Source organism: Vreelandella rituensis (assembly GCF_003336665.1).
GTDB lineage: Bacteria > Pseudomonadota > Gammaproteobacteria > Pseudomonadales > Halomonadaceae > Vreelandella > Vreelandella rituensis.
The window spans coordinates 65,959-87,053 of the sequence record NZ_QPIJ01000001.1 but is presented as its reverse complement, the minus strand read 5'-3'; the positions used below and the strand labels follow the sequence as shown (position 1 = coordinate 87,053).

Below are 21,095 nucleotides of genomic sequence, written 5' to 3'. Positions count from 1 at the left end.
GCATCACGTGGGATGCGTTTCACCGTTAGTAAAGGATTAAAAGCATGTCGGCACAAAACCTGAAAGTCATAGGCTATGCATTGATGGGTATCGGTGCGCTGCTGGCGCTATTTGGCTTGATCGCCACCTTTAACGTCTACCAGGGAAACTCCGAAATCGCCGCAGGGGCAGCCTCGGCCTCGGCAATGCTTGGCGGCTTTGGCTCGCAGGCTGTCAATGCCATGGGCATGGCCAAGGCGTCCTACATGCCGGGCATTGTTGCCTTGCTGCTGGGTGCCGGCAGTGTTGTCGGCGGCGTGGTAATGCTGCAGAAGTCCAATAGCACGGCGAACACCACAGCGAGCTGATTCTCTTTGCTCACACCCTGTTCTGACGAAAACAGCTCCTGAGGAGCTGTTTTTGTATTTGGAGAGACGACAAGGCTGCTATGCAAGCGTAACGACCCCCTCCCCGCTAATCCCCGCCATGAGATCTGCCAGAGCGTCCCGCCGCGGTGTTCTTCACACTTAGCTCTCCGCTTTTCAACTGGCTTAAAAGGCTGAACAGATCGTTAACCAGGGAGGTGTCCTGCCCGGCTTGTGCACGCTCACGGCGCCCGCCCATAAGCAGCTTGATACCGAAGGCAATGAACGCCACATTGATCGTGAACGCCACCACTGCAAAGGCGATCGCAACCCAGCCAAGCACCTTCAAAATCACATCAAAATGCCCGAAGGCACGCAGCGCCAGCCCTTCGATGCCATCAGCGCGCACGGCTTGTTCAAGGTTGTTGCGCTCATACTTGATCACGACTTCCTTGCCGATCGCCAGCGGGTGGGTGCTACGGCTTCGGGAGCTAACCACTTGCGTCTGACCATAATGGTCAATGAACTCAAAGTATTCGCGATACATGATTTTATCGCTGGATTTGGTCCGCTCGTGCTTAACCACCACGCCCTGGGTTTCCACGGGGTCCTTCATGCCCAGCTGCCCCTCCACCAGGCCGCCGCCGAAGATCAACGCCACCCCAATGCCGAAGGCGATGACGTTGCTGAAGATCCCGCCGGTCTTCTTGTTCGGGCCATCGGCAATGTCTCGAAGCGAGCCGAACAGCCCCTCGAAGGTAAGAATCGCGCCTACCGCCATTTTGGCTGCTCCGCGTGCAGCCGGGTCATCTTGCCAAGAGGTCTGCAGCACATTCCAGAAATGAACGAGTTTCGTGAACATAAACATCCTTTAGGTTCCCGGGTAAGTCGCACCCAATAAGCGGTGACGGCCAAGCATCAGTGAAGTGCTCCAGGGTTAATGGTTATCGCTGCGTAAAATCACAAAGGCAGGATCGTTAAACCGGGACAATACCGGCCATGGGCAAGGTCTTCCTGTCCGGGTCTACCGCCAATTATCCCCGCGAGTAGGCGCCGGCCATGCCTAATAATATAATGCACTAACCATGACACTTTTTTATTTACACACATCGCTAGGCGTGTGTATTATCAAGGGGTCAGACGGCAACCGCCGCAGACCAACGCAACCGCCCAACCTGAAGGAAAAACCCATGAAAAACATCAGCCTCGCACAGCAATATCCTGACGCCAGCAACGAACTCATTGAGCTGCATTGCTTCGGCATCAAGATCCAGAACAACGCAATCACCTCCGACCTGCACGAAGCTCATTTGCCAGACGCCTCAGAGGCATACGAGGCCGCGATGGACGCCATCGAAAGCCTTGTTTTGGCGCACCACTGCGCCGGTATCGACGTAACAGACCCGGCTTACCTAGAAGGCATTGAGACCGCCGTTGAATCTCTTGCGAACAACATCGACTGAGGCTACTACCTGCCCAGCCTCCTCAAGCCCATCTGAGGAGGCTTTTCCCTTGGCAAGATGCACTGAAACCGAGTTGCGGCAACCGCCGCTAACCAGAAGCAACCGCTTAACCTCAAGGAACATTCATGGAAAACTTTCTTCCCGTCCTCCCAGTCCAGGACCTGCTCCCCACCTGCCCATCATGTGGCTATGAGGCTCTTCATATAGATGAAGACTCGGTAACGGATAAATCCCACGAAGAAATCACCTGCCGTGACTGCAACGCCACCTATACGGTCACTGTGCACGTAGCCGTGACGTACAGCACACACGAACCGGCAGAAAGCATGAACACCTGACTTGCCTTGCCCAGGCGCCAGCCTGGGCATGGCCTCTCCCAGCTTTTGACTGTGCAACACGGAGCAATGAAATGACCCCAGGGCAATTCGCCACCATCGCCAAGCTGATCCGCGGGGATACCGCCTCGCCCTCTGCCCAAGCAGCCCGCCTGGTGCTGGTCGATGGCCTTGCCCAAGCCGAGGCCATGCGCGCAACCGGGGCGTCGCGCAACGCCGTCTACAACGCCGTGCATCGCTACCAGAATGCCTACGCCCTGATCTGCGAACACTTCACCACAGGCCGCCATAAACCGCCCACCAACCCATAATCACCGCGCCAGCGCCAGCCATCCTGCAGACCCTCACCACAACGCCGGGAAAAGCAGTCAGCACAGCATGAGAAAGTTGTATGCAGGTACAATGGGGGAGCGATATGTCCCTTTGCCTGCACAGGGCCTTGGCTAACCAAGACATGCCGACAACCCGGCCTGATAAGGAGTCACCATGACCCCCTCGAGCGCACTGAATGCCCTGCTTGCCTCCACCGCCTACCTGCCAGAGCTTGCCCCGGTGCATCGCGTGAGCCGTGCCCTTACCCAGGAGATTCACGCCTGCTTGAAAGGCGCCATGCACATTGATGTGGTGGCCAAGGATTCTCGGGAACGCCTGATGCAGCTTTCAAAGCTTCCCATGAACACCTTGGAAGAGATGCACTCGGCCAGGTACAGGCTTTCCATGCTGATGGGCGAATTCCAGGAAGCCTTGACCCAGGCACGCCATACCCAGGGCACCATCAACCAGATACTGAACCTTCACCTTGAGGAAGCACGACAGATCATCAATGAACTGACTGTGCGCATGGATGCCGAGACGCCCTACGGGGCCATGGTGATCCGCTACGCTCGGCGCCTGACGAAAGCCATGGCGCTGCTACGCAACAAAACGATCGTTCACGTCAACCTCAAGGTATTCAAGGCGGAAGGGGCTTGCGGGATTGACGGGCTCAAGCTCGGCATCCGCCAGCTGGACAATCGCATCGCCACGGCCACCCTCATCGCCGACCTCGAGCAAGACGCTCTTGATATGCATGACAATGCGGCCGGCGATCTCTTGCCGTCCGGCATCATGTCTCCTGCGGGAAAATCACCCTGATGACAGTCACCATCCCCGGCGCCCAGCCCCAACCAGGAGCTACACCCCATGAGCCTTCCCTTCGATGGCGGTAAGACCAGAACACCGGCAGGAGAGCAGCCCCATGCTGGCCTTGAGACCGCGCCAGCCGGAGAGCGTCCACCCCTTGAGCGACTATCTCCCCAGGGGTTATCCGCCAGCCTGCGGGAGCAGTACCCCGGCCTGAAGCTTGATCTGGGCGGCAGTAAGGAGGTCATCACCCTGGGGCGAATCGTGATACCCGAGGATCAGCGCAACCAGGGGCTGGGTACCGCGGTCATGGCAACGGTCATGGCCTGGGCCGATCAGCAAGGCAAGACGCTGGCGCTGAGCCCCACCACCGATTTCGGGGGCAGCAAAGCCAGGCTCAAGGCGTTCTATCAAGGGCTCGGGTTCATTGAGAACAAGGGGCGGCACAAGGACTACGCCATCTCGGAAACCCTTTACCGACGACCGGGAACAGGGGTGCTGGGTCACTGAGCCGCTGACGCCATCAAAATCTGCCTCAACAAGTTGTATCGCGTAACGTTACGCGATACGATGAATGCATGATTACAGGATTTCGGCACAAAGGGCTTGAAGCTTTTTATAGTACCGGGACAACCCGAGGCATTCAGGCAGCGCACGCTGCAAAGCTTCGGCGTATCCTGGCATTACTGGATGTTGCTGCAAGCCCAGATGACCTCAATATTCCCTCTTTCAAACTGCACCCGCTCAAAGGTGATTTGAAGGGATACTGGTCAATCTGTGTGAATGGCAACTGGCGCATCACTTTCCGGTTTGTTGGGGTTGATGTTGAACTGGTCAACTATATTGATTACCACTAGAGGAGAGCACACCATGATGATGAATCCTCCGCACCCCGGCGAACTGCTACGCGAGGACGTGATTACCGAGCTTGGCTTATCAGTTAAAGAAACTGCCGACCGGCTGGGAATGTCACGCGTGGCCTTGTCTCGCGTATTGAACGGTCGGGCGGCAATCAGCCCCGACCTGGCTTTGCGCTTGGAAATGGCAGGGGTTAGTACCGCTCGCGCCTGGCTTGCCATGCAGTCCAACTATGATTTGGCTCAAGCTAAGCAGCACCCTCAGCCGCCGATCCGAGCATTGCAATCCATAGCCTCACCCTGACCAAGGCGCGAGCAGAGCAACGGCCATTGATCAAAGGCCGTCGCCTCGGTTCGTTTGTATTCTGGCAGCTCATTAGGCCTTCACGCCACCCCACCCCACTCCATGGCATGAAGCACGCGGCGCACTTCCCTAGAGCCTTCATGCGTTTCACAGAGCATGACCGGCACCTGCCCTCCCAGCGACTCGTTCGGGCGTGACAGCCAGTCGGTGGCCGCACGCTCATCCTCGAACACCGCCAGGGCGAAATGGCTAAGAGCCGCAATTCTCCCGAGCCGTTCGGCTACCCGTCGCTCCCGCTTCTCACGGTCACCGCTGCGACGCCCAAATCTGGGGGTCGATGCGTTAATCAAGATTGCGACCTGGTTGTCATTCAGCTGGAACGTTGCCGCCACCGCCAGAAACAGACTTGCGGAAAGCCCTTCCTGGAGGCGCTTCTGGCGCGCAGCGCCACTGAGCTCCATCAGGCTGTGCGTAAACAGCCAGAAACTGGCCTCCATGGCACCACGTTCGTCCTGCTGGCGTGCAATTCCCTTTTGCGCCACAACTCCCCCTATCCATTGCTGAGTCCTTTCGCCTTTCACAGCCAGACATGTCTAGCGGCTGTGAGCCTCCTTAAACTGCCATCCCGCTGGCGCCTCTCGCACAAGCCAGAAGGGCTGCCCTCCCGGGAAGCCCTTCTTCTACTGGTGTCAGCCCCATTCGATCGAAGCCATCACTCTACCAAGGCCGCCTCACGCAACTCAATTACCAGCCTTTCCAGGCGATCCTCCACTGCCGGCAAGAGCTCATCCAGGTTGGCCGAGAACGCTTCGGCCACCTTGTCCTCGATGCTGCGCGCCAGGGTGTCGATCGCCATGTAGGCCCTCACCCCCTTGGGGTCATCAATAAACAGTAGCGCCAGCATGATGCCCAGAGCTCGCTCCGACTCAGCCTCAAGACCCTGACGCCCTTCCGCGAAGACCCGCAATTGACGGAGCAAAACTGAGTCTGGAAGCGCCTCCAAGAAAGGTCTTGCGGGGCCGGACTCAAGAAGTGCCACTCGCTTGTCCCAGAGCTCCTCACCGGTGGTGATTTTCTGGGATAACATGAAGGCCTGGATAGCCTTGGCGTACATCGCTGTGGTCAGCTGGCCCATGGCAAGGGCCAGATCCTGCTCCTGGAGGTAGGCCATCACATAGCGGTACTGCACGAAGTGGGCAATGAATTCGGCACTAGCAGGCCTTGCCAGCGCCATGGCCGCGTCGCCTGTGCGACGGCGCACCATCGTATGGGCGGCATGCGCCAGCTCGTGACACAAAAGTTCGACCGGACAGGTAAACACTGTTGGCACGAAGACGACGGGGAGTTCATTGCCCGCCTCACGTAGAAATCCCTCTGCTGCACGATCACCCCATACCTCGGGCGCAACCCTGACGACCCGAATCGCCTGGACATCTTCTCCCAGCAACTCTCCCACAAAATCCTTGGCCTCCCTGATCATCGCATCTGTTACCGGGACATCCTTAACCTGCTGGCTATGGGCGCCGCCGACGCAATTAATCCATTCATAAGTTCGCCCAGAAAACTGCACCTGAGCAAAGCTCGCTGGAATAACCATGCCCGGCAATGGGACGTTCGGCAGTACCGGTGTTTCGTGCGTTTCCCTGACTTTTTGCTCGCGCTCACGCAGTGTACCCTCCCCATTGAGATAAGCGTCGAGCAACGCCTGCTCAATTTTGTAGCTCGCCTCTACATACGCCGCATCCATACCTGCTCCTTACTTGACTTGCTTTTGTGTGTTTTCCGCCACGCGGGGCGGTTCTTCCTGGCTGCTGGATCGCAACCCTTAGGCTGGCGCCGCTCAGGCATCGCCAACGCTTTCATCCATCACTGAGGGAAGCTTGAGGCAGAACAACTCCCAGAACGCTGGGTGCATCCCCCTGTCGCCGGCTTCCCACTGCTGCCAGGTCCGGCAGGTGGTGTGCACCAGCGCGCCCGCCTGGGTCTGGGTCAACCCAGCCTTCAGGCGGGTCTCCCGGATGTGCTCCGGTGTCGGCGATACGCGGGGGCTGGGTGCCGGGGTCACTTCACCGGCCTCACGGTTACCGGCAGCTCCGCCACATCATCGACATTGACCGGGATGGGTGGCAACCAGCGCACCGAGAAACGCCGCTCCTGGCTGCGCTTTGGATCTCGCGGCCCTGTCCAAAAGCCGTGCCAGTGAGAGCGACGTATGTGGGGTCGCTGGCGCGTATCACTCGGCTCTGGGGCGACATCCGCCAACTCACGCTGCTGATAGGCAGAACGCAGGGCGGCCCCCATCCGAACCCCCACCTCCCAGGTTTTGACCTTTTGAGCGGGAAACAGGCGCCAGCCTTGCTTGGTGCGGGTAGGACGGGGATTGACCGGGCGATTATCAGGCGTCCCGACCTCGGCGGCCTGCGTGCACAGATAAATCAGCAGCGATACCAAAGGCGCCAGCTGTTCGGCAAGGGCGCGAATCTCATCCTTAGCATCTACAAACTGGGCGGCCTGTCGGGTAAGCCCGATCCGCACGGCTTGGCGAACGGACTCCTTCACCCCGCTCTCCAGGGCATCAAGCAAGGTGCCGGCATGCAGATGCAGGATCACCGGTGCCAGGACGGCTTCGCTGTCGAGCAGTAAGCGCAGCTCATGGCGCTGGGTATTCACATCAAATTCAAGGTGCGCCCAGAACCCATGCAGGGGACTTTCCATCCAGGTGCGCCCCGGCGTTTCGACGTAGACGCACCACTCGGGGAGACGGTAGAGCAATTCCACCGGCAACTCGCGATCCAGGGGGGTATCCAAAACACAGGGGTATAGCGTCTCATCAAAGCGATACACCCCCTGGGTTACCCGCCAGCTTGCCAGCGCCGCCAGACGCGCCGCATCCGCGACCCGCTCAAGATTGGTCACGCCCAGCATGGCAGCGTCGACGCCCGTATCATCAGCCACGATGGCTAAGGTGGCGGCGATCGGGATGAAGCACCAATCCGGCCAATCGGGAAGGCCCTGCCCTCTGCTGGCGCGAAAGTCGTCCACCGCACGCCAAGCGCCCGGGTAAAGTTTGCCGGCGGCAATCAGGTGTTGCTTGGGACGGGGAGCGTGATTACCCATAGGCCCTCGAAGTCAAAAATGAAATGCAAAAGGCGGCTATGAGAGCCGCCTCAGGGGGTTACTTGGGCCAGCAGTCCATGCAGACATGCAGCGGCATATAGATCGGCTCCTTGCCGCAGTGCTCGCAGGGTTCCCAAAGTTGGCCATTGCGTTTGGGAATCTCCCAGACGGGTGGCGGAGGTATTGACGCCTCTGCCGCCTTGGCTTTCGCGTCCTGATTACGTTGCAGCCAGCGCTTGTCAGCCAGGCGCATGCTCAACACCGTGTCTGCGTCATAGAAGGGGTACGAGAAAACGCCCAATCCATTGCATTGCGCATCGTCCAAACATCGCACGCCCACTTCCTCACAGGCAGTCTCATACGCTTGGCGCGAAAGGTAGTCGGGGTATGCGTTCGCCTGATCGATGCGGGCATCCGCCTCGGCATAGCGCGCCGGAATGGCCCGCAGTAGCGCCACATCCAGGTGGGCCTTGGCTTGCTCGATATAGGGCGCAAGGTCCGTGACGTCCGACAGTCGCTTTTCCCAAAGGGTCAAAACCCTTCGGATGCCGCTGGGCTCCCACTCATGATTCCCGGTGACCTGGATATCGGTGTAAGTGGTGCGCGGCGCCAGATGAGTGGGATGTGTCGTCCTGCTGCAGTAGGTGATCGTGAAGTGCGGCACGTCGCGGGTCGACTCGCCATGCTCACTGACCGCATGAGGTGAGAGACCGGCGCTGTGCACCAGCACTGGAATACCCTCATGAACAAACACATCATCCAGTGCCTCGGCGTAAAAGCCCTGCTCGACTGTCCAATGGGTGGCTGTGGCCATGTTAACGCTCCTTGTTATTTGGCAATGGTGGAGGCAATGGCCGCCAGGGTTTCGCTTTGCGCTTCCTGGTTCTCGGCGTAAGCGATCGCCTCCTCGAGGGTGTTGACGCCCGGCGTTGCATAGGTATGCACGAAGCCATCTCCCGGAGCATCTTGAATCAGGTAGCGATCGGGCAGGCTCACCTGGGCAGGCTTGCGCCCCTCGAGCATTGAAAAGAACTCACCGGGGGCGCTCTGGGTGCGACCGGTTTCCAAGACGACGACAAAGCCGCCCTTTGGCGTGGTGTACTGGATGGTCTTCATGAGGGATATCTCCTTTTGAGATTTACCGGGTTCCGCCGGCGCGGTTAATGCCTTGCATGCTTTTCAATATACGCGCATTGCGCGTATCGTCAAGACGAAATCAGTCAATAAAGCGGAACTTATTTCCCATATATGGGTTGAATGCAGCATATATATCCTTTATTATGAGCACATGCACTCAAGGACACCAAAGGGGAAGTCACCATGAACATCCATCTCGAACAAGCTCAGATTCGCACCGATAAGGCCCTCGCTGCTCTGGATGCCGGCTTTAGAAGCAAAAGCGCCCAGAAAGATGCCAACGATAAATTGAACCGCGCTTTTGACCTGCTGCGTAATGCCTTTAGCACCGTGGTCTGGGCCTTGTTCGAGGGGGATCGGGAAACGGCCGATCACGAAACCTGGACCGCCTTCATTACCTCCACCGTCGACCCATACGATCTGCCCTTCGACCTTCACCATGTGCGCGACCGCCACATCGCCAAGACCCGTGAGCTGAGCGACGATATTGCCAACCGCATGGCCTTCCTGCTGGAGACTCGCGCCGCCGTCAAGGCCGCTCCCATCGAGAAGGTCACCCCGAAGAAACAGCCAAGCGAGTATCAGGTGAAGGCCGAAATGACCCTGAAAGAGCTGATCGAAAAGCGTAAGGCCCAGTACCTGGAGGCCATCGAGCTGGGGCGTATCTTCAACGGCCTGCCTGTGTACGCCAATACACATTCAGTAATCAACCAACACGGCACTTGGTTTCTGCGGACCTACTACTACCTGAACGGCAAGATGACGCCTTTGAACGTGATCATCGCCGCCGCCGAAGCCCTTGAACGTGAAAAGAAAGCCGCGTGACAGTCAATGCCCCGGCCGAGCCGGGGCATCCAACCCAGAGCCGGGACCGTCACAACTCCAGGATTAGACAGCCATGACCATCGACATAGAAGCACTACGGACGCGCATCGCAAACGCCGGTAACAACCCCGCTCCCACGCTTTCCATGGAAGCCCAGGAAGTGACTGCGCTACTGGATGAGCTGGAAGCCCTGTTGTTTACCGTCAAGGGTGGCTCTGAAGCCGACAGCCTTGACTACGCCACGGCACGCCAAAGGGTCAAAGCGAGGTGGCAGAGGGAGGTGCTGGAGGGCTTGCTTGAGGAGCATGATCGCAAGGGAATCCTAAGGTGGCCGCGTCGCTTAGAAATCGAAATTGGCCGACTGCATACCCGGGCCGAGGATAGCCAGGAATCCGATCAGATCGGGCGCGGGTAAACGCAAAAGCAGGCCGGCAATGGCGACGATGAGAAAGCTCACGTCGCCTTTTGTCTTCGGTCTGAACCATTGGTTCGAGCAATCCTTAGCCTTGTTCTTGGCGCGCATATTCCGCACGCAGCCACACCTGGCAGGCAAGATACAGATTGATGCATACCTGGTTTCGATCCTGCTCGATCGGGAATGGCGACACCTCTCCCGCCTGGGCCAAGGTGGCATGGATCACGTCTCGCAGACTCGCTACCTGGGCATCGTCCAGATTGACATGGCACTCTTCCAGCACTTGCTGAAAAGCGGCACCGGTCACCGCCTCCATGTCACTCCCCGCTCCCTCCTGACCCAAGGCATCTGCGCACAACGAGAGAAACCCATAGCGGTAATCCTCGAGCGAGAAGGGATCATCGTCCACACGCCCATGTTGCTGAACATTGAAGAAAAGGCTTTTAATTGCCGCATCCATGCGTTTGTTGAAATAGCTATCATCGCCTTCACTGCGCCGGAAGGCTTCCTCCTCCCAGGGCAGGTTCAGGTACACATAGACCGCCCCTGGGTCTCGTGCATGCAAGGCCGCACTCAGATTGAAAGCCTCCTCTTTGCTTTGGAAATCCTCTTTCCAGTGCATGCCTTCCTCAGTGATCCTACTGTCACCCCTCAACACCTGCTCGGCATGCACCAGCTCATGATGCAGCGTGCTTTCATCGATGCCGCCCAACTCTTTCACCAGGTCATGATGAATAAACATGATGGGCGTCGTATCCATGATCACCATCGCCGGATGATCGAAGAACACGCTCCGAATACCCTGGCTATCACTGGGGTTCAGGTCCCCATCCTCTAGCTTTTCAAGAGAAATCTCGGCGTACTGCAAGGTTTTGCCAGCCAGTAGCGGCATGCCCTCGGCAATCGCCTGAATACGCTCGACATACGCCGGGGACGGTTCTACAGCGCTAACCACCACGGCCGCAAGCGCACGTTCGGGATTGTCATATAACGCCGCGTCGATCGTGAAGGCCGGAATAGATTTGCAGCGAGTGATCGTCAGCATGGCATTACCTTGTTCTTGGCATGTTGTTTTTCGGTGAATCATGATCACATCTCGATGCAATCATAGGTTGTCGAAGAGAAGGATAAATCGATTCGCCGCTCCCCATCGACCGTAATAAAGCCGGCGCCTAAAACGCGATAATTGGAAGTAGCATCGGTACGGAAAGTGATAAACTCAGCGTGATCCATGCTGAATATGTCATGTTCGACAGGGATCAGTATGTTCAGCTTGTCGCCATAATCACTGTGTGGTCTGGAATGGACCACCTTGCCGGTATAAATACTATTGTCCGATAACTTGATGCGCGCCCCCCCAGTTTCTACATCCCAACTAATCCCTGATAGAAAAGCTGCTTCGGAAGATTTACAAATTATTTCAGCAGAAGCCGGCATAGCATTCAGTCCAATCCCGATAGACAGGAGTGGCAAAATCAGGTGTTTTTTCATTCTTAGCATTGCAATTCCTTCTAATTGAAAAACATCCTGCAGCATGCTGCGATTCGATTCTTTGAATGAATCGTCGGAGGGTTCAAAGCGACCCTATTGCTATCCATCATTTGCGCCAGCGTGAAAATAGGTGCTGTGACCCGGACCACCCCCAGCTAGAGAAAGGTATCGTCGCTTTCGATAAGGGTCCTGATGGTGTTGTGCGCGGAAGCCGCGCCATCGATCGACCGCTGAACCGCGCCCATGACCCGGCGACGCCACGCCAGCGGCACTGCGGTCAATTCAGCAATGACCGACAGATCGCTCTGACGAAGCTGCGGTGAACCCCCGGGCTCGAAGCTCGCCAACACTTCTAGTTCAAACGCTGCAAACACCACGGCTTGTTCCAGTGGGCCTTGTCCTGCCGCCCACTGCAGACGCTCATTCCAATGCACGCCGGAGATCATCTCACCGCTGCGATCCTTGAGCTTGAGCGAACCGATCCATGCTGAGAGTGGGCTCGTGAAGTGCTGGTTGAGTCGGATCGTATCAACGTCGCTATAACCCGCATCATCGAGAATCCAAAGCGACAGCGCCAACAGCCCAACCCCTTCATCCAGCGCCCCAAACTTCATCGCCGCAAAAAGCTCACGTGGACGTAGCAATTCGCGATCAAGCTCAGGGAAAAGGGCGCACAGCAGGCTCACTTCCCGATCGAACTCCGGGTGCAAGGAAGACAAGGCGCTCACCGCCTGGCGGCCCCGTTCGCCCGCATGATCGTTGGCAGGGTCAACTTCGGTAAAATGCTGGCGTAAAGTGTGCTCATTGTGGCCCGGGGCGGTATCCCCGAATACCGCAATGGTCTTCAGCTGATTAATCTTGCTGCGTTTCTTAATTTCGGCGCCAGTCACAGCCGCGACGGCTGCGAGCAGGTTCTGCTCAAAGCGCTTTTCGCTAATGCCGGAAATATTAATCGAGGTTGGATGCATCAAATAGCTCTCCGTTTACTCACATGAAGTGTGTGCGGTATTCAAGCCTTGGTCGTCTGCCCCTTTCCGTCCATCTACCGCATTCATGCTAGCAACCGCGAGCATTTAAAGGCGTGATCTGATTGCGCTCGCGAATAAATCGCGGGGGCAGCGCGCGCCGCTGGTTCAGCGACACATCAGACGACCGGTTGCACTCAACGACAGTACAGAGCCACCTGATCTTTCGATTATGCCCCGCCGGGAGCACCCGCGCAACGGTGCGCTTGCACAGACTGTTTCCCTCGACTGCGCCCTTGGCAGGTACAATACAGCCATACATAACGATCACCATCGGCTAATAAAAACCATGTACAAGTGCCTGCTCCCGTTTTTACTCCTGTCGTCGGTCTGCTCTGCGGCCCTCGCCGGGGAATCCCCCTACCGTGGGGAGCATGCCACCCGCCCCATCCTCAACCTCCATCCCGAGGTACGGCTCGCCCCGATCGAGCGCTACATGCAAGCCTCCCCTGCCCCGAAAACATCACGCTGGAAGCTCCCTGCTATCTTTGTCACCCGGGATGACGCCCCGGCGACCTGGTGGAACGCTCGCGCTTTCGGGCTGAGTGACGCGGCCATGCGTGACCGGGAACGAGACTGGCAGTCACCCCTGCTGGGTGCCTACCACGGTTATGTCGCCGGCGGCGGCCAGGAAGGCATTGCGGTGACGTTGCGGGTCAATGGCCATGCGGTTTGTCTGCTCGAAAGCGCGGTAATGGATACCCTGGACAGGTTGCTCGAGGCGCCAGCCTCCCAGGCGATCAACCATTCAGAGAAGCTAGTCGCCTGGCATGAGTACGGCCACTGCCTGTACGACGCCCTGGCTAATGCACAGGGGCAGCGCCCGCCCCAATCGCTCGGGGTGGCCACTGATGACCGCTATCCTGTGGAGTTGTTTGCCGACGCCTACGCCCTGACGTCACTTTGGCAGCATCACCGCCTGGACGCCCTGAACCTGCTGATCGATACCCGCAATCGGGGGCTGACACTACGCGGCGACACCACCCATTGGACGGTTCCCGCCCTGACCGCCTGGCGTGACCACCTGGCGCGGGGCGACGACCCCCGGCCGGAAGCTACCCTTTATCACTGGGTCACCACCCACGACTGGCTTGCCTTGCGTGATGCCCAGCTTCAGGAGAGGCGCCAGCCCCATTGAGTCAATCCATTTTGAACGACAGCCGTCCTCTCATACCGGTAGTAAAAATCTCCATGGAGATTTTCCCCTGGACCGAGAAATACCCGAACGCCAAAATCTCCATGGAGATTCGAGCCCGTGAAAACCTCGCGTGACTGGTCGGCGTCGACTCAACGCTTGCGTTCAACGTGGTTCCCTTCCACCGCACTGTTAAGCAAGTGGGCGAGCAACCACCCACACACCGCCCCAATACAAAACCCCACCCAGGGGCCAGGCCCGCTGAACAACAATACCGCCATGACGACGCCGCCCCAGATTGCCCATTTCACTCTACTAAGCCGGTTTGGATGCTCAGCCCTACCTTCCAGCCAGGCATCCATCTGCTCTTGATGCTGGCTCTCGGCTTCTCGCTTGGCCTCCTGGCGGCGCTGTTCGCGCTCTACCCCCCATTCTTGTTCCACTTCGCGCAGTATTTCCGCCTCTCTTTCCTGTTGCTGTTGCTGGCGGTAATTCTGCTCTTCCTGCCGCTGCCTTTCGGCTGCCCGCAAGGCATGCCGCTCTTCCAAGGCTCTTGCCATCTTGCGCACGTACATGGCCTGGGCGGGCTTTGTGTTGAACTCGCAATGCGCCAGACAGGCCGCCCAGAGGTTTTCATCACGATGGTCGCTTCTGAGATTATCCAGCGCCAGCTCAAAGAACTGACCATCGTCCATCTTGCCTTCGCGCCGCATGGAGTCGATCAACCCGTCCATGTATTCGCCCTGAAAGTCTTTGGTATCCATGCGTCCCTCGCCTTAGGTATTTGCCTAGCCGGCCCATTTATCGTTTTTGATGGCCAATTCACTCACGAATGAATCAGCCCGGTTTAATCACGCCATGATAACAGCCCGCTAACCCTTAATAATTAGCTATGCAGGTAAATCCGACTGATTACTTCTAGTCACCTCGAGCCCGCGCTGGCATCGCTAGGCGACATGAGCCGGCGCGTACTCCAGCACCATTTCAGTGGCGTAACACCCCTGGACGCTCACTCGACAAAGCGGAGATTCAGGTATATCGACCTTCATATCGGTATCCTGCTCATTGGCACGATGCACCAGCCGATCCAGGCACAAGTACAGCGGGCGGCCCTGGGCATCACGGGTAATATCCAGAATGCGGGCCATGATTGGGCGCGTGGAGCCCTTGATGCGCAGGATCAAGGTAGTGTCATCCACGGCAAGGCTTTTGATGGTGCGCGGGTTGCTCATGATTCACTCCTGTTAGGCCGACAGGCGCTGGCCGGCATAGGCATCGATGCGCGCCCGAAGCTCGGGCAGCGAGGCGATGAACCGATGGAAAAAGGTATCGAAGTGGACGAAATCACTGTCTGCCTTGTCCGACTCCCCGTAATCCAGCCCCGCCTCGCTGGCCAGCGCCTTCCATTCGATCATTTGCCCCATGTACTCATCGATGCTGCCGGCCATATGCAGGAAGTAGCCGTAAACATCCCGCGTCTGGGTCGAGCGAATGAGGCGATAAATCGCCTGAAACTCCTCTCGTGACTTGAAGCTACGGTTATAGAAAATGAAGGTATTCAGTTCCGGCAGGTTAAGCCCGTCCTGGGTAACCCCGATGCTGGCCAGCATCACCTGCTTGTTCCCTTCGCGGATATCCGCATTGAGGCGCCGGGTGCGCTCGGTGATCGTCTGTTCCCCGGTGAACACCATGTGGGTAATGCCGCGTTCGTCCAGCGCTGCGGCGAGCCGGCGCAACGTGGAAGGGTTGCGGGCAAACACAATCGGGCGACGGCCAAGGGCTATCTCGTCCTCGATCAGGTCGAGGCAGCGGCGCTGCTTGCTGGTCAACGGCAGGTACGGCTTGGCAAAGCCCGAGACGGTGTGCGGGGCGTTGGTCGCCTTAAAGCAAGCCTCCAGCCGGGCGAGAATCACCGTCAGGTTAAGCGCCTTCTGGTTCTCCGCACGGTCTTCCGCATAACGCCGGTACCAGTCGGCGAACTCCTCCACCGCCTGGACGTAGAGCACCAGGTGATCAAAGTCCCAATCCACGGTTATCGGCGGATGCAGGGTGGGTACCGGAAAACGCACATGCTTGGTCACCGCCGGTTCCTGCTGAACCCGACGCTTGATCAAGGGGCCAATCCAGCGGCGAAAGGCCGCCATGCCCCCGGCACGAATCCGGGGGATCTCGCGCTTGGCGCCCTTGCCCGTATCCAGGAACTCATTGGTTGCCCAATCGATGCATACGAAGTCATCCATGAACGCCTGGCGGCCGGTGCGTTGCTGGCTGGCGCTCTGCATCAAGGACGCCTGGATATGCCCGCCAGAAATCGAATAGGGCTGGTAGCTGCGCGCCTCGCCGATCGCCCAGCTGGCCAGCGGCAGCATTTCACGCGGGTAGTTGGCCATTGGCGTGCCATCGAAGGCGTAACAGCGCTTGCCGCCCAGCTGCCACAAGGCGCGGCTCTGCTGAGAATCCGGATTGGAAAGTACCCCGCCCTCATCGCAGATCACGGTGGCTATGCGACCTTTCAGACGCCGTGCGAGGGTGAGCCGGGGAAAGCGTGTGTCCAAGGGGCGCTTCAAGCGGTCATAACTGATGATGTTGATCTTGCGCAGGTCATGGGTATCGGAGGCACCGCTAATCAGCTGATACTGGCGCTCATCGACCCCGAGCGTTTGTAGCTCTCGGCAGAACTCATCGACCAGGCGCGACTTCACCACGATAAGTGAATGCCCCTGCTGGAGGATGGCCAGCGCCAGCGCCAGCCGGGTCTTGCCCAAGGCCATCTGCCAGCCGCAAACGCCCCCGCGAGGCCGAAAGGCAAGCTCGCACAGGTCTTCAAGCTGGAAATCCCAGCTAAGCCACTTGTCGAGGCCCAGCGCCAGCGCCTTGCGCTCAAGTTGAGCGATGGCCTGGGGGAACGTCTCGCGGATAGGGGGATGCACGGCTTCCCAGTAGTCGGCATTGGCCGCCTCGCCCTGCATGTCGAATACCGTGAAGAAATGATCGTGGTCACAGTCGAAGGTGCCGCGTGAAGTGCTGATCGCAAAGCCCGCACTGGTGCGCTCACCCTTGACCACCTCCCCCATGGCAACCACCGCCCCACGCTGGCGCCGGTTGAGCATGGCCATCTTGCGGGCGGTCGCGGTGAAACTCGGCGTTCCCTTGCGGTAGACCACCCGGCCATAGGGCACGCTCATCTTGTGATGCTCGCGCACCAGGGCGCGAAGCCCGTAGCGCAACTGATCGGTGATTACCGGCTGCCCGCCGGCTTCCTGCACTATCTGGGCCACCTGCTCAAGGGCGGCCTCGGGATCGGGTTGCAGCGCCAGCACATCAAGACTCAATTTCATCTGGCCTGCATAGCGGGTGGTCGCCGGGTAACGATGCAAATGGGTCGAATGCAGGCGGCTTTGGTAGAGGGCGTTATATACCCGCACCTGCGTTGCCCCATCCCGAAAGCGCAAGGCAATCTGGCGCCCTGCTCGAGTCAGGGTCACGCGGCGGTCACCGGTGGCCGGCAGGGTCACCACCGCCTCGGCGTCATTCACCCCGACCTCCCCGATCGGCTGGAGTTGATCCCCCAAGTCGGCTTCGCTGGCGCAGCATAGCCCCTCAAGGGGATGCGCCCGGCTGGCCTCGGTGATCGGCGCGTGGATGACCTCCCCCTGATGGGCGCTTCCCCCGAAGATCAGAAGATCCGTGCTCACCGAGGCCACGTTTTCCGCCTGGAAGGTGGTGACCGGTAGTGCGTACACCGCCCGCAAGCGATGGAGGCTATCCCCGAAGGCGCCAGCCTCCAGGCGTTGAGTGGTCGTGCGCGGGAGGACCGCGCAAACGATATCGGCGTGATCCAGCGCCTGGGCCAGGGCGTACTCATGGGACAATGCCGAACTGTCCGGCCCATGGCGTCCGTAATGGGTAATGCCCTTGCGGGGCGTCAGGTGTGGACTGGATAGGGTGATGGAGAACGGTGGGTTTATCAGCGCCGCGCTGTAGCGCCCCAGCTTGGCGGTCTCCATGCCCACCGCCTGGATATCCACGGTAAAGCCCGAGGCGTCGAGCACATCGGTTACCCGCGCCACCACCTCGCCATCGATATCCAGGCCATGCAGGCTGTGCCGGGCCGGGTCTGCAAAGCGGAACCATGAGCCCGCCCCGACGCTGTTATCCAGTAGCCGATAGCGCTGGCCTGCGGCAAAGGCTGGCGCGATGGCCTGCCAAGCGAAGCCCACCACCCACTCCGGCGTGAAATACTGGCTCAGGACTTCTTGGCGCTTGGCGTGGAGCCCCGCAAGGCTCCCGGCTTTCTGCGCTTGACTGCCGCGAGAGGCGATGCGGTCGAGTGCGGTCCAATGGCTCATGATTCCCTCTCTCAGGCGGCGGTGTCGAGTGCGGCGACGCTCATCATCACATCCGCCACCTCTGGCTCTCCGTGCAGGCAGATGAATGCCTGCAAGGCATCGAAGGCATCACGCGACCAGTGATACTCGAACTTGTCCTTGAAGCAGCGGATTTCCAGTGCGTCACGCTTGCCGAAGGTACTCCGCGAGGCGATGGCATCACCCCAAGACAGGTCTTCAATGGCGGAACTCAGGTCGCCAAGACCACTGCCCAACGCAATATCACCATCCTTGGCCACCCGTTCGATCCCGGCGCGTAGCGTCTCGAATTGCTCCCAGTTGTCCTGGCCCCCGGAAAAGGTGCCGCCCTTGGTAATCACCCGTCCCGCCTTGAACTGCACCAGCGGCGTTTGGTAGCTGCCCATTGCCATCGCTCTAAAACGGAAGCTTAGCGACAGTTCACGCGCAATCTGGGCCAAGCCTTTCCCTTCAAGGGCCGGCAACTGTGCGTTGATGCCTGCCGCGATGGCCTCAAAGTCGATGCGCTCGACATACGCCAGGATGGTATCGGCGTAAGCCTGTTGTTTGAGCGGATCAAACGGCTTTGACGGGTTCAGAAAGTCCGCCGCCCACGCGCCTTGATGCAGCGCTTCCCGCCCGCGCAGGGCGTTACCCAGCAACAGCGCAGTTTCGATGCGGGCCGGGGTGCCCTTGGCAAACTCGGCGTTCAGCATCTGACAAAGCTCATCCATGTAGCAGGCAACAATCTGGAAAACGTCTTCACCGGCAAAGAGGTTAAAGCGATCTCGACCGGATCTGTCCAGGCCAAGGCCGCACAAGGTTTTCACGCTTTGCGCGTACTGGTCGCGGGCGGCAATGTAATCCCGAATACGCTGGCGAATGCCGATTTTGAGGCTGTCAGCTGTGATCATGGCGGTTGCTCCTAAATGGCTGTGGTGTCTGCGGTAGCAGTAAGGCCAGCTTATTTTATATATGGGTTTATGTCAACTAGTATATAGCAGATAAAACAGCCCCCCACACACAAAAAAACCCGGAAGGATTTCTCCCCCGGGTCTGCGTATTGCGCTTGGCGCCTGGGTCAATTCAGGGTGAGGCTTGATTCCGGCAACTCATCGGAAAGGTCTTCCCAGATCAGCTGCAATGCCGCGTCGTTATCGGCAAGATGATTGTCGATGTTGGTGTCCTCGTCTGCCGCCTCATAGTGAAAGGCCTCCGAAAGCTCGGCCCGAAGCTCCTCCACCCCGGCGTAGTTCGCCATGGTTTCGTCCATGCCGTTGAGGTGGTCTTCGACTAGACCGCGAAGCCATTCATAGTCGGTGGTCAGGCGAAGCTCGGCCTTTTGTTGATCGGTCAGTGTCATGCTGGTCTCCTTGGCTGATGTGTCGTTGCGGGCTGGGTGCTGCTGCGGCTGCTGTGGTAATGATCATAGTGTATTTCATATATGGGTATGACGCAACCAATATATGAGCAGTTGGGCCGATAGATGCTGTTTCTCGCGCTATCCAACGGCCCGGGTCACTAGGCGGCCGCCTTGTCCAGTTCCGCCACCTGCATGACGGCATCCACTTCTCTCTCCCCGCCGTGGAGCGTCACAAAGGCCTGCACCGCTTCGAATGCCTCCCGTGACCAGCGAAGCTCGATCTTGCTCTTGAAGCAACAGATTTCAAGGGGCTGCCCCTTGCCGAAGACCGTCCGCGTAGCAATGGATTCCCCATAGCGTCGTTCGAAAAGTGCTCGCGCAAGGGTGTCGATAGCTTGCCCGAAGCGCATACCGCTCGCCTCGGCGACCTTGCCCAAGGCTTCATCGGCCCCTGTCAGCGACCGTACAGACCCGTGATCGAAGTAGTCGGGATGGGAAATCGAGGTCACGAAGCGCCCGGACTTGTAACCCTTGTCGCCATACCCCCAGAAACCCAATTCGCTGCTGATCCGGTTTGCCATCTTGCCAAGGCCCACATCCACAAGTTGCGCCAGCTGCTTTTCGATATCCGCCTGGATCGTCGCGTAGCTCAGGCCGTCCAACTCATTTAGAAAGGCGGTCACCTGTGCCGGTGGCACGGCCGTTGCCAAGGATTCAAAACGTGCGGCCAACGCATCACGATCCGGCAGGTAATCATCGCTGCAAAGACTCACCTCAGCCGGGGTGCCCGCTGCGTGCTCGGCGGTGAGCTTGGCGCAAAGATCCGCGAAATAGGCATTCACCACGGCCTCGAAGTCGTTGGCAAAGCCGTAGCAGAACAGGCTGGGCGCATCTCCCTGGCGACGTAGGCCAAGGGATTCATAGACAGCGCACGCCTGGCGATGGCTTTCCCGCGCAAGCAGGAATTGGTACATGCGATCTTTGAGGTCGGTTTTGATCGTGTCGGCACTAAAATCAATACTCATGGCGGTTGCCTCCTGGGTGCTGCAGCGGCTGCTGCGGTAATGATCATAGTGTATTTAATATATAGGTACAACGCAACCAATATATTAGCAATTGGGCCGATACCCGCTGTTTTTCTCGCGCTATCCACCGGCCCGGGTCACTAGGCGGCCGCCCTGACTGCTTCCGGAAACTCCACGCGATCCCAACGGAATCGGAGTACCCCCTTCTCACCCTGGCCGACAAAGTAGGTCTTGCTATAGTCGCGCAGGAACGTAATACGTCGCATCTTGGACACATACTTGCCATCGACAATCTCCAAACCGGCGGGATACAGCACGGTATCACCCGCCTTGAGCCCCTTGGCCCACTCGCGGCGCACCTTGGCCAACCGCCGAACCTCGCGGCAGCCCTTGCGCCAGTCGTAACGGTCATCCATCTGGGATTGCTTGAGCAAGCGCTCGGGGCAGTCATTCACCCCCGGCCCTGCCGACTCGTCCATCGACTTGTAGCCCCAGCCACCTTCCTCGCCTCGCTTGGGGCCGCTGAGCAGATAGACCGCGATGAAGCGGTAGTTGCCGCAAAGATCGAAGGACAGCGCAGAGAGGTCTATCGCTTGATCCCTACGGTCTATCTCGACGCCATTGGCAGGCCGACGCGTAGGGTTGTGCAGCACCATGTAGAGGGTATTGCCCCGCTGGCTGTGATCCACCAGCGTCGAGTAGGGATACCGGTTGTGCTTGTAGCTGTTGAGAATCTCGGCCACCTGCTCCTTGCGGCCAAAGTTCGGATCATTGGAAATTAGCCAGCCCAT

27 protein-coding genes are annotated in these 21,095 nt (G+C 58.6%); 10 read left to right on the top strand and 17 right to left on the bottom strand.

Annotation, left to right across the window (positions count from 1 at the left end; all coding sequences use genetic code 11):
• Window positions 1-44 precede the first annotated feature (44 nt).
• On the top strand, window positions 45-347 hold the full coding sequence (locus DU506_RS00560; protein ID WP_114485009.1) for a hypothetical protein: 303 nt from the start codon (window positions 45-47) through the stop codon (window positions 345-347).
• A 106-nt stretch (window positions 348-453) separates the two neighbouring features.
• On the opposite strand, the gene DU506_RS00555 is transcribed toward DU506_RS00560, so the two are convergent.
• On the bottom strand, window positions 454-1,206 hold the full coding sequence (locus DU506_RS00555; RefSeq protein ID WP_114485008.1) for a hypothetical protein: 753 nt from the start codon (window positions 1,204-1,206) through the stop codon (window positions 454-456).
• A gap of 328 nt (window positions 1,207-1,534) precedes the next feature.
• On the opposite strand from DU506_RS00555, the gene DU506_RS00550 reads away from it, so the two are divergent.
• From DU506_RS00550 to DU506_RS00520, 6 genes are all read left to right on the top strand, one after another.
• Window positions 1,535-1,807 carry a hypothetical protein gene (locus tag DU506_RS00550; RefSeq protein ID WP_114485007.1) on the top strand — a complete coding sequence of 91 codons (273 nt, stop codon included), beginning with the start codon at window positions 1,535-1,537 and terminating at the stop codon, window positions 1,805-1,807.
• A 409-nt stretch (window positions 1,808-2,216) separates the two neighbouring features.
• Window positions 2,217-2,453 carry a TrfB-related DNA-binding protein gene (locus DU506_RS00540; protein WP_114485005.1) on the top strand — a complete coding sequence of 79 codons (237 nt, stop codon included), beginning with the start codon at window positions 2,217-2,219 and terminating at the stop codon, window positions 2,451-2,453.
• 175 nt (window positions 2,454-2,628) lie between these two features.
• Window positions 2,629-3,276: a hypothetical protein gene (locus DU506_RS00535; protein ID WP_114485004.1), complete on the top strand. Its 648-nt coding sequence runs from the start codon at window positions 2,629-2,631 to the stop codon at window positions 3,274-3,276.
• Window positions 3,277-3,324: 48 nt separating this feature from the next.
• Window positions 3,325-3,774 (top strand): GNAT family N-acetyltransferase, encoded by a 450-nt coding sequence (locus DU506_RS00530; RefSeq protein WP_114485003.1) that lies wholly within the window; start codon window positions 3,325-3,327, stop codon window positions 3,772-3,774.
• Between the two features lie 68 nt (window positions 3,775-3,842).
• Window positions 3,843-4,121, top strand: coding sequence for a type II toxin-antitoxin system RelE/ParE family toxin (locus DU506_RS00525; RefSeq protein WP_114485002.1), 279 nt, complete (start codon window positions 3,843-3,845; stop codon window positions 4,119-4,121).
• A gap of 13 nt (window positions 4,122-4,134) precedes the next feature.
• Window positions 4,135-4,425, top strand: a complete 291-nt coding sequence (locus tag DU506_RS00520; protein ID WP_114485001.1) for a HigA family addiction module antitoxin — start codon at window positions 4,135-4,137, stop codon at window positions 4,423-4,425.
• An 80-nt stretch (window positions 4,426-4,505) separates the two neighbouring features.
• On the opposite strand, the gene DU506_RS00515 is transcribed toward DU506_RS00520, so the two are convergent.
• From DU506_RS00515 to DU506_RS00490, 6 genes are all read right to left on the bottom strand, one after another.
• Window positions 4,506-4,967: an antitoxin Xre/MbcA/ParS toxin-binding domain-containing protein gene (locus tag DU506_RS00515; protein WP_114485000.1), complete on the bottom strand. Its 462-nt coding sequence runs from the start codon at window positions 4,965-4,967 to the stop codon at window positions 4,506-4,508.
• A 170-nt stretch (window positions 4,968-5,137) separates the two neighbouring features.
• The gene (locus DU506_RS00510) at window positions 5,138-6,172 is read right to left on the bottom strand and encodes a hypothetical protein (RefSeq protein WP_114484999.1); all 1,035 of its coding nucleotides are present in this window, start codon (window positions 6,170-6,172) and stop codon (window positions 5,138-5,140) included.
• Between the two features lie 93 nt (window positions 6,173-6,265).
• On the bottom strand, window positions 6,266-6,490 hold the full coding sequence (locus tag DU506_RS22730; RefSeq protein ID WP_114484998.1) for a helix-turn-helix domain-containing protein: 225 nt from the start codon (window positions 6,488-6,490) through the stop codon (window positions 6,266-6,268).
• The gene (locus DU506_RS00500; protein WP_114484997.1) at window positions 6,487-7,542 is read right to left on the bottom strand and encodes an AcrVA2 family anti-CRISPR protein; all 1,056 of its coding nucleotides are present in this window, start codon (window positions 7,540-7,542) and stop codon (window positions 6,487-6,489) included. The genes DU506_RS22730 and DU506_RS00500 overlap by 4 nt, the downstream gene beginning before the upstream one ends.
• Before the next feature lie 58 nt (window positions 7,543-7,600).
• Complete coding sequence (locus DU506_RS00495) at window positions 7,601-8,356, bottom strand: hypothetical protein (protein WP_114484996.1); 756 nt, start codon at window positions 8,354-8,356, stop codon at window positions 7,601-7,603.
• Between the two features lie 14 nt (window positions 8,357-8,370).
• Window positions 8,371-8,658, bottom strand: coding sequence for a hypothetical protein (locus DU506_RS00490; protein ID WP_114484995.1), 288 nt, complete (start codon window positions 8,656-8,658; stop codon window positions 8,371-8,373).
• 204 nt (window positions 8,659-8,862) lie between these two features.
• Between DU506_RS00490 and DU506_RS00485 the strand changes: the two genes are divergently transcribed.
• Together DU506_RS00485 and DU506_RS00480 are read left to right on the top strand one after the other, a co-directional pair.
• Window positions 8,863-9,504 carry a hypothetical protein gene (locus DU506_RS00485; RefSeq protein WP_114484994.1) on the top strand — a complete coding sequence of 214 codons (642 nt, stop codon included), beginning with the start codon at window positions 8,863-8,865 and terminating at the stop codon, window positions 9,502-9,504.
• A gap of 73 nt (window positions 9,505-9,577) precedes the next feature.
• Window positions 9,578-9,919: a hypothetical protein gene (locus tag DU506_RS00480; RefSeq protein WP_114484993.1), complete on the top strand. Its 342-nt coding sequence runs from the start codon at window positions 9,578-9,580 to the stop codon at window positions 9,917-9,919.
• 85 nt (window positions 9,920-10,004) lie between these two features.
• Here the strand turns inward: DU506_RS00480 and DU506_RS00475 are convergent, their stop codons facing one another.
• From DU506_RS00475 to DU506_RS00465, 3 genes are all read right to left on the bottom strand, one after another.
• Window positions 10,005-10,964, bottom strand: a complete 960-nt coding sequence (locus tag DU506_RS00475; protein ID WP_114484992.1) for a hypothetical protein — start codon at window positions 10,962-10,964, stop codon at window positions 10,005-10,007.
• Between the two features lie 44 nt (window positions 10,965-11,008).
• Window positions 11,009-11,455: a hypothetical protein gene (locus tag DU506_RS00470; protein WP_147273698.1), complete on the bottom strand. Its 447-nt coding sequence runs from the start codon at window positions 11,453-11,455 to the stop codon at window positions 11,009-11,011.
• Window positions 11,456-11,565: 110 nt separating this feature from the next.
• Window positions 11,566-12,378: a hypothetical protein gene (locus DU506_RS00465; protein ID WP_114484990.1), complete on the bottom strand. Its 813-nt coding sequence runs from the start codon at window positions 12,376-12,378 to the stop codon at window positions 11,566-11,568.
• Between the two features lie 346 nt (window positions 12,379-12,724).
• On the opposite strand from DU506_RS00465, the gene DU506_RS00460 reads away from it, so the two are divergent.
• Complete coding sequence (locus tag DU506_RS00460) at window positions 12,725-13,573, top strand: hypothetical protein (protein ID WP_147273697.1); 849 nt, start codon at window positions 12,725-12,727, stop codon at window positions 13,571-13,573.
• 149 nt (window positions 13,574-13,722) lie between these two features.
• Here the strand turns inward: DU506_RS00460 and DU506_RS00455 are convergent, their stop codons facing one another.
• The 7 genes from DU506_RS00455 to DU506_RS00425 form a co-directional block, all read right to left on the bottom strand.
• A complete protein-coding gene (locus tag DU506_RS00455; RefSeq protein ID WP_114484988.1) occupies window positions 13,723-14,334 on the bottom strand; it encodes a hypothetical protein in 612 nt (203 codons plus the stop codon).
• A 183-nt stretch (window positions 14,335-14,517) separates the two neighbouring features.
• The gene (locus tag DU506_RS00450) at window positions 14,518-14,802 is read right to left on the bottom strand and encodes a hypothetical protein (RefSeq protein ID WP_114484987.1); all 285 of its coding nucleotides are present in this window, start codon (window positions 14,800-14,802) and stop codon (window positions 14,518-14,520) included.
• Between the two features lie 12 nt (window positions 14,803-14,814).
• Window positions 14,815-17,919 (bottom strand): SNF2-related protein, encoded by a 3,105-nt coding sequence (locus tag DU506_RS00445; RefSeq protein ID WP_114484986.1) that lies wholly within the window; start codon window positions 17,917-17,919, stop codon window positions 14,815-14,817.
• A gap of 11 nt (window positions 17,920-17,930) precedes the next feature.
• The gene (locus DU506_RS00440) at window positions 17,931-18,830 is read right to left on the bottom strand and encodes a hypothetical protein (RefSeq protein WP_114484985.1); all 900 of its coding nucleotides are present in this window, start codon (window positions 18,828-18,830) and stop codon (window positions 17,931-17,933) included.
• 167 nt (window positions 18,831-18,997) lie between these two features.
• The gene (locus DU506_RS00435; RefSeq protein ID WP_114484984.1) at window positions 18,998-19,279 is read right to left on the bottom strand and encodes a hypothetical protein; all 282 of its coding nucleotides are present in this window, start codon (window positions 19,277-19,279) and stop codon (window positions 18,998-19,000) included.
• Between the two features lie 158 nt (window positions 19,280-19,437).
• Window positions 19,438-20,304 carry a hypothetical protein gene (locus DU506_RS00430; RefSeq protein WP_114484983.1) on the bottom strand — a complete coding sequence of 289 codons (867 nt, stop codon included), beginning with the start codon at window positions 20,302-20,304 and terminating at the stop codon, window positions 19,438-19,440.
• A gap of 140 nt (window positions 20,305-20,444) precedes the next feature.
• Window positions 20,445-21,095: a hypothetical protein gene (locus DU506_RS00425; protein ID WP_114484982.1), complete on the bottom strand. Its 651-nt coding sequence runs from the start codon at window positions 21,093-21,095 to the stop codon at window positions 20,445-20,447.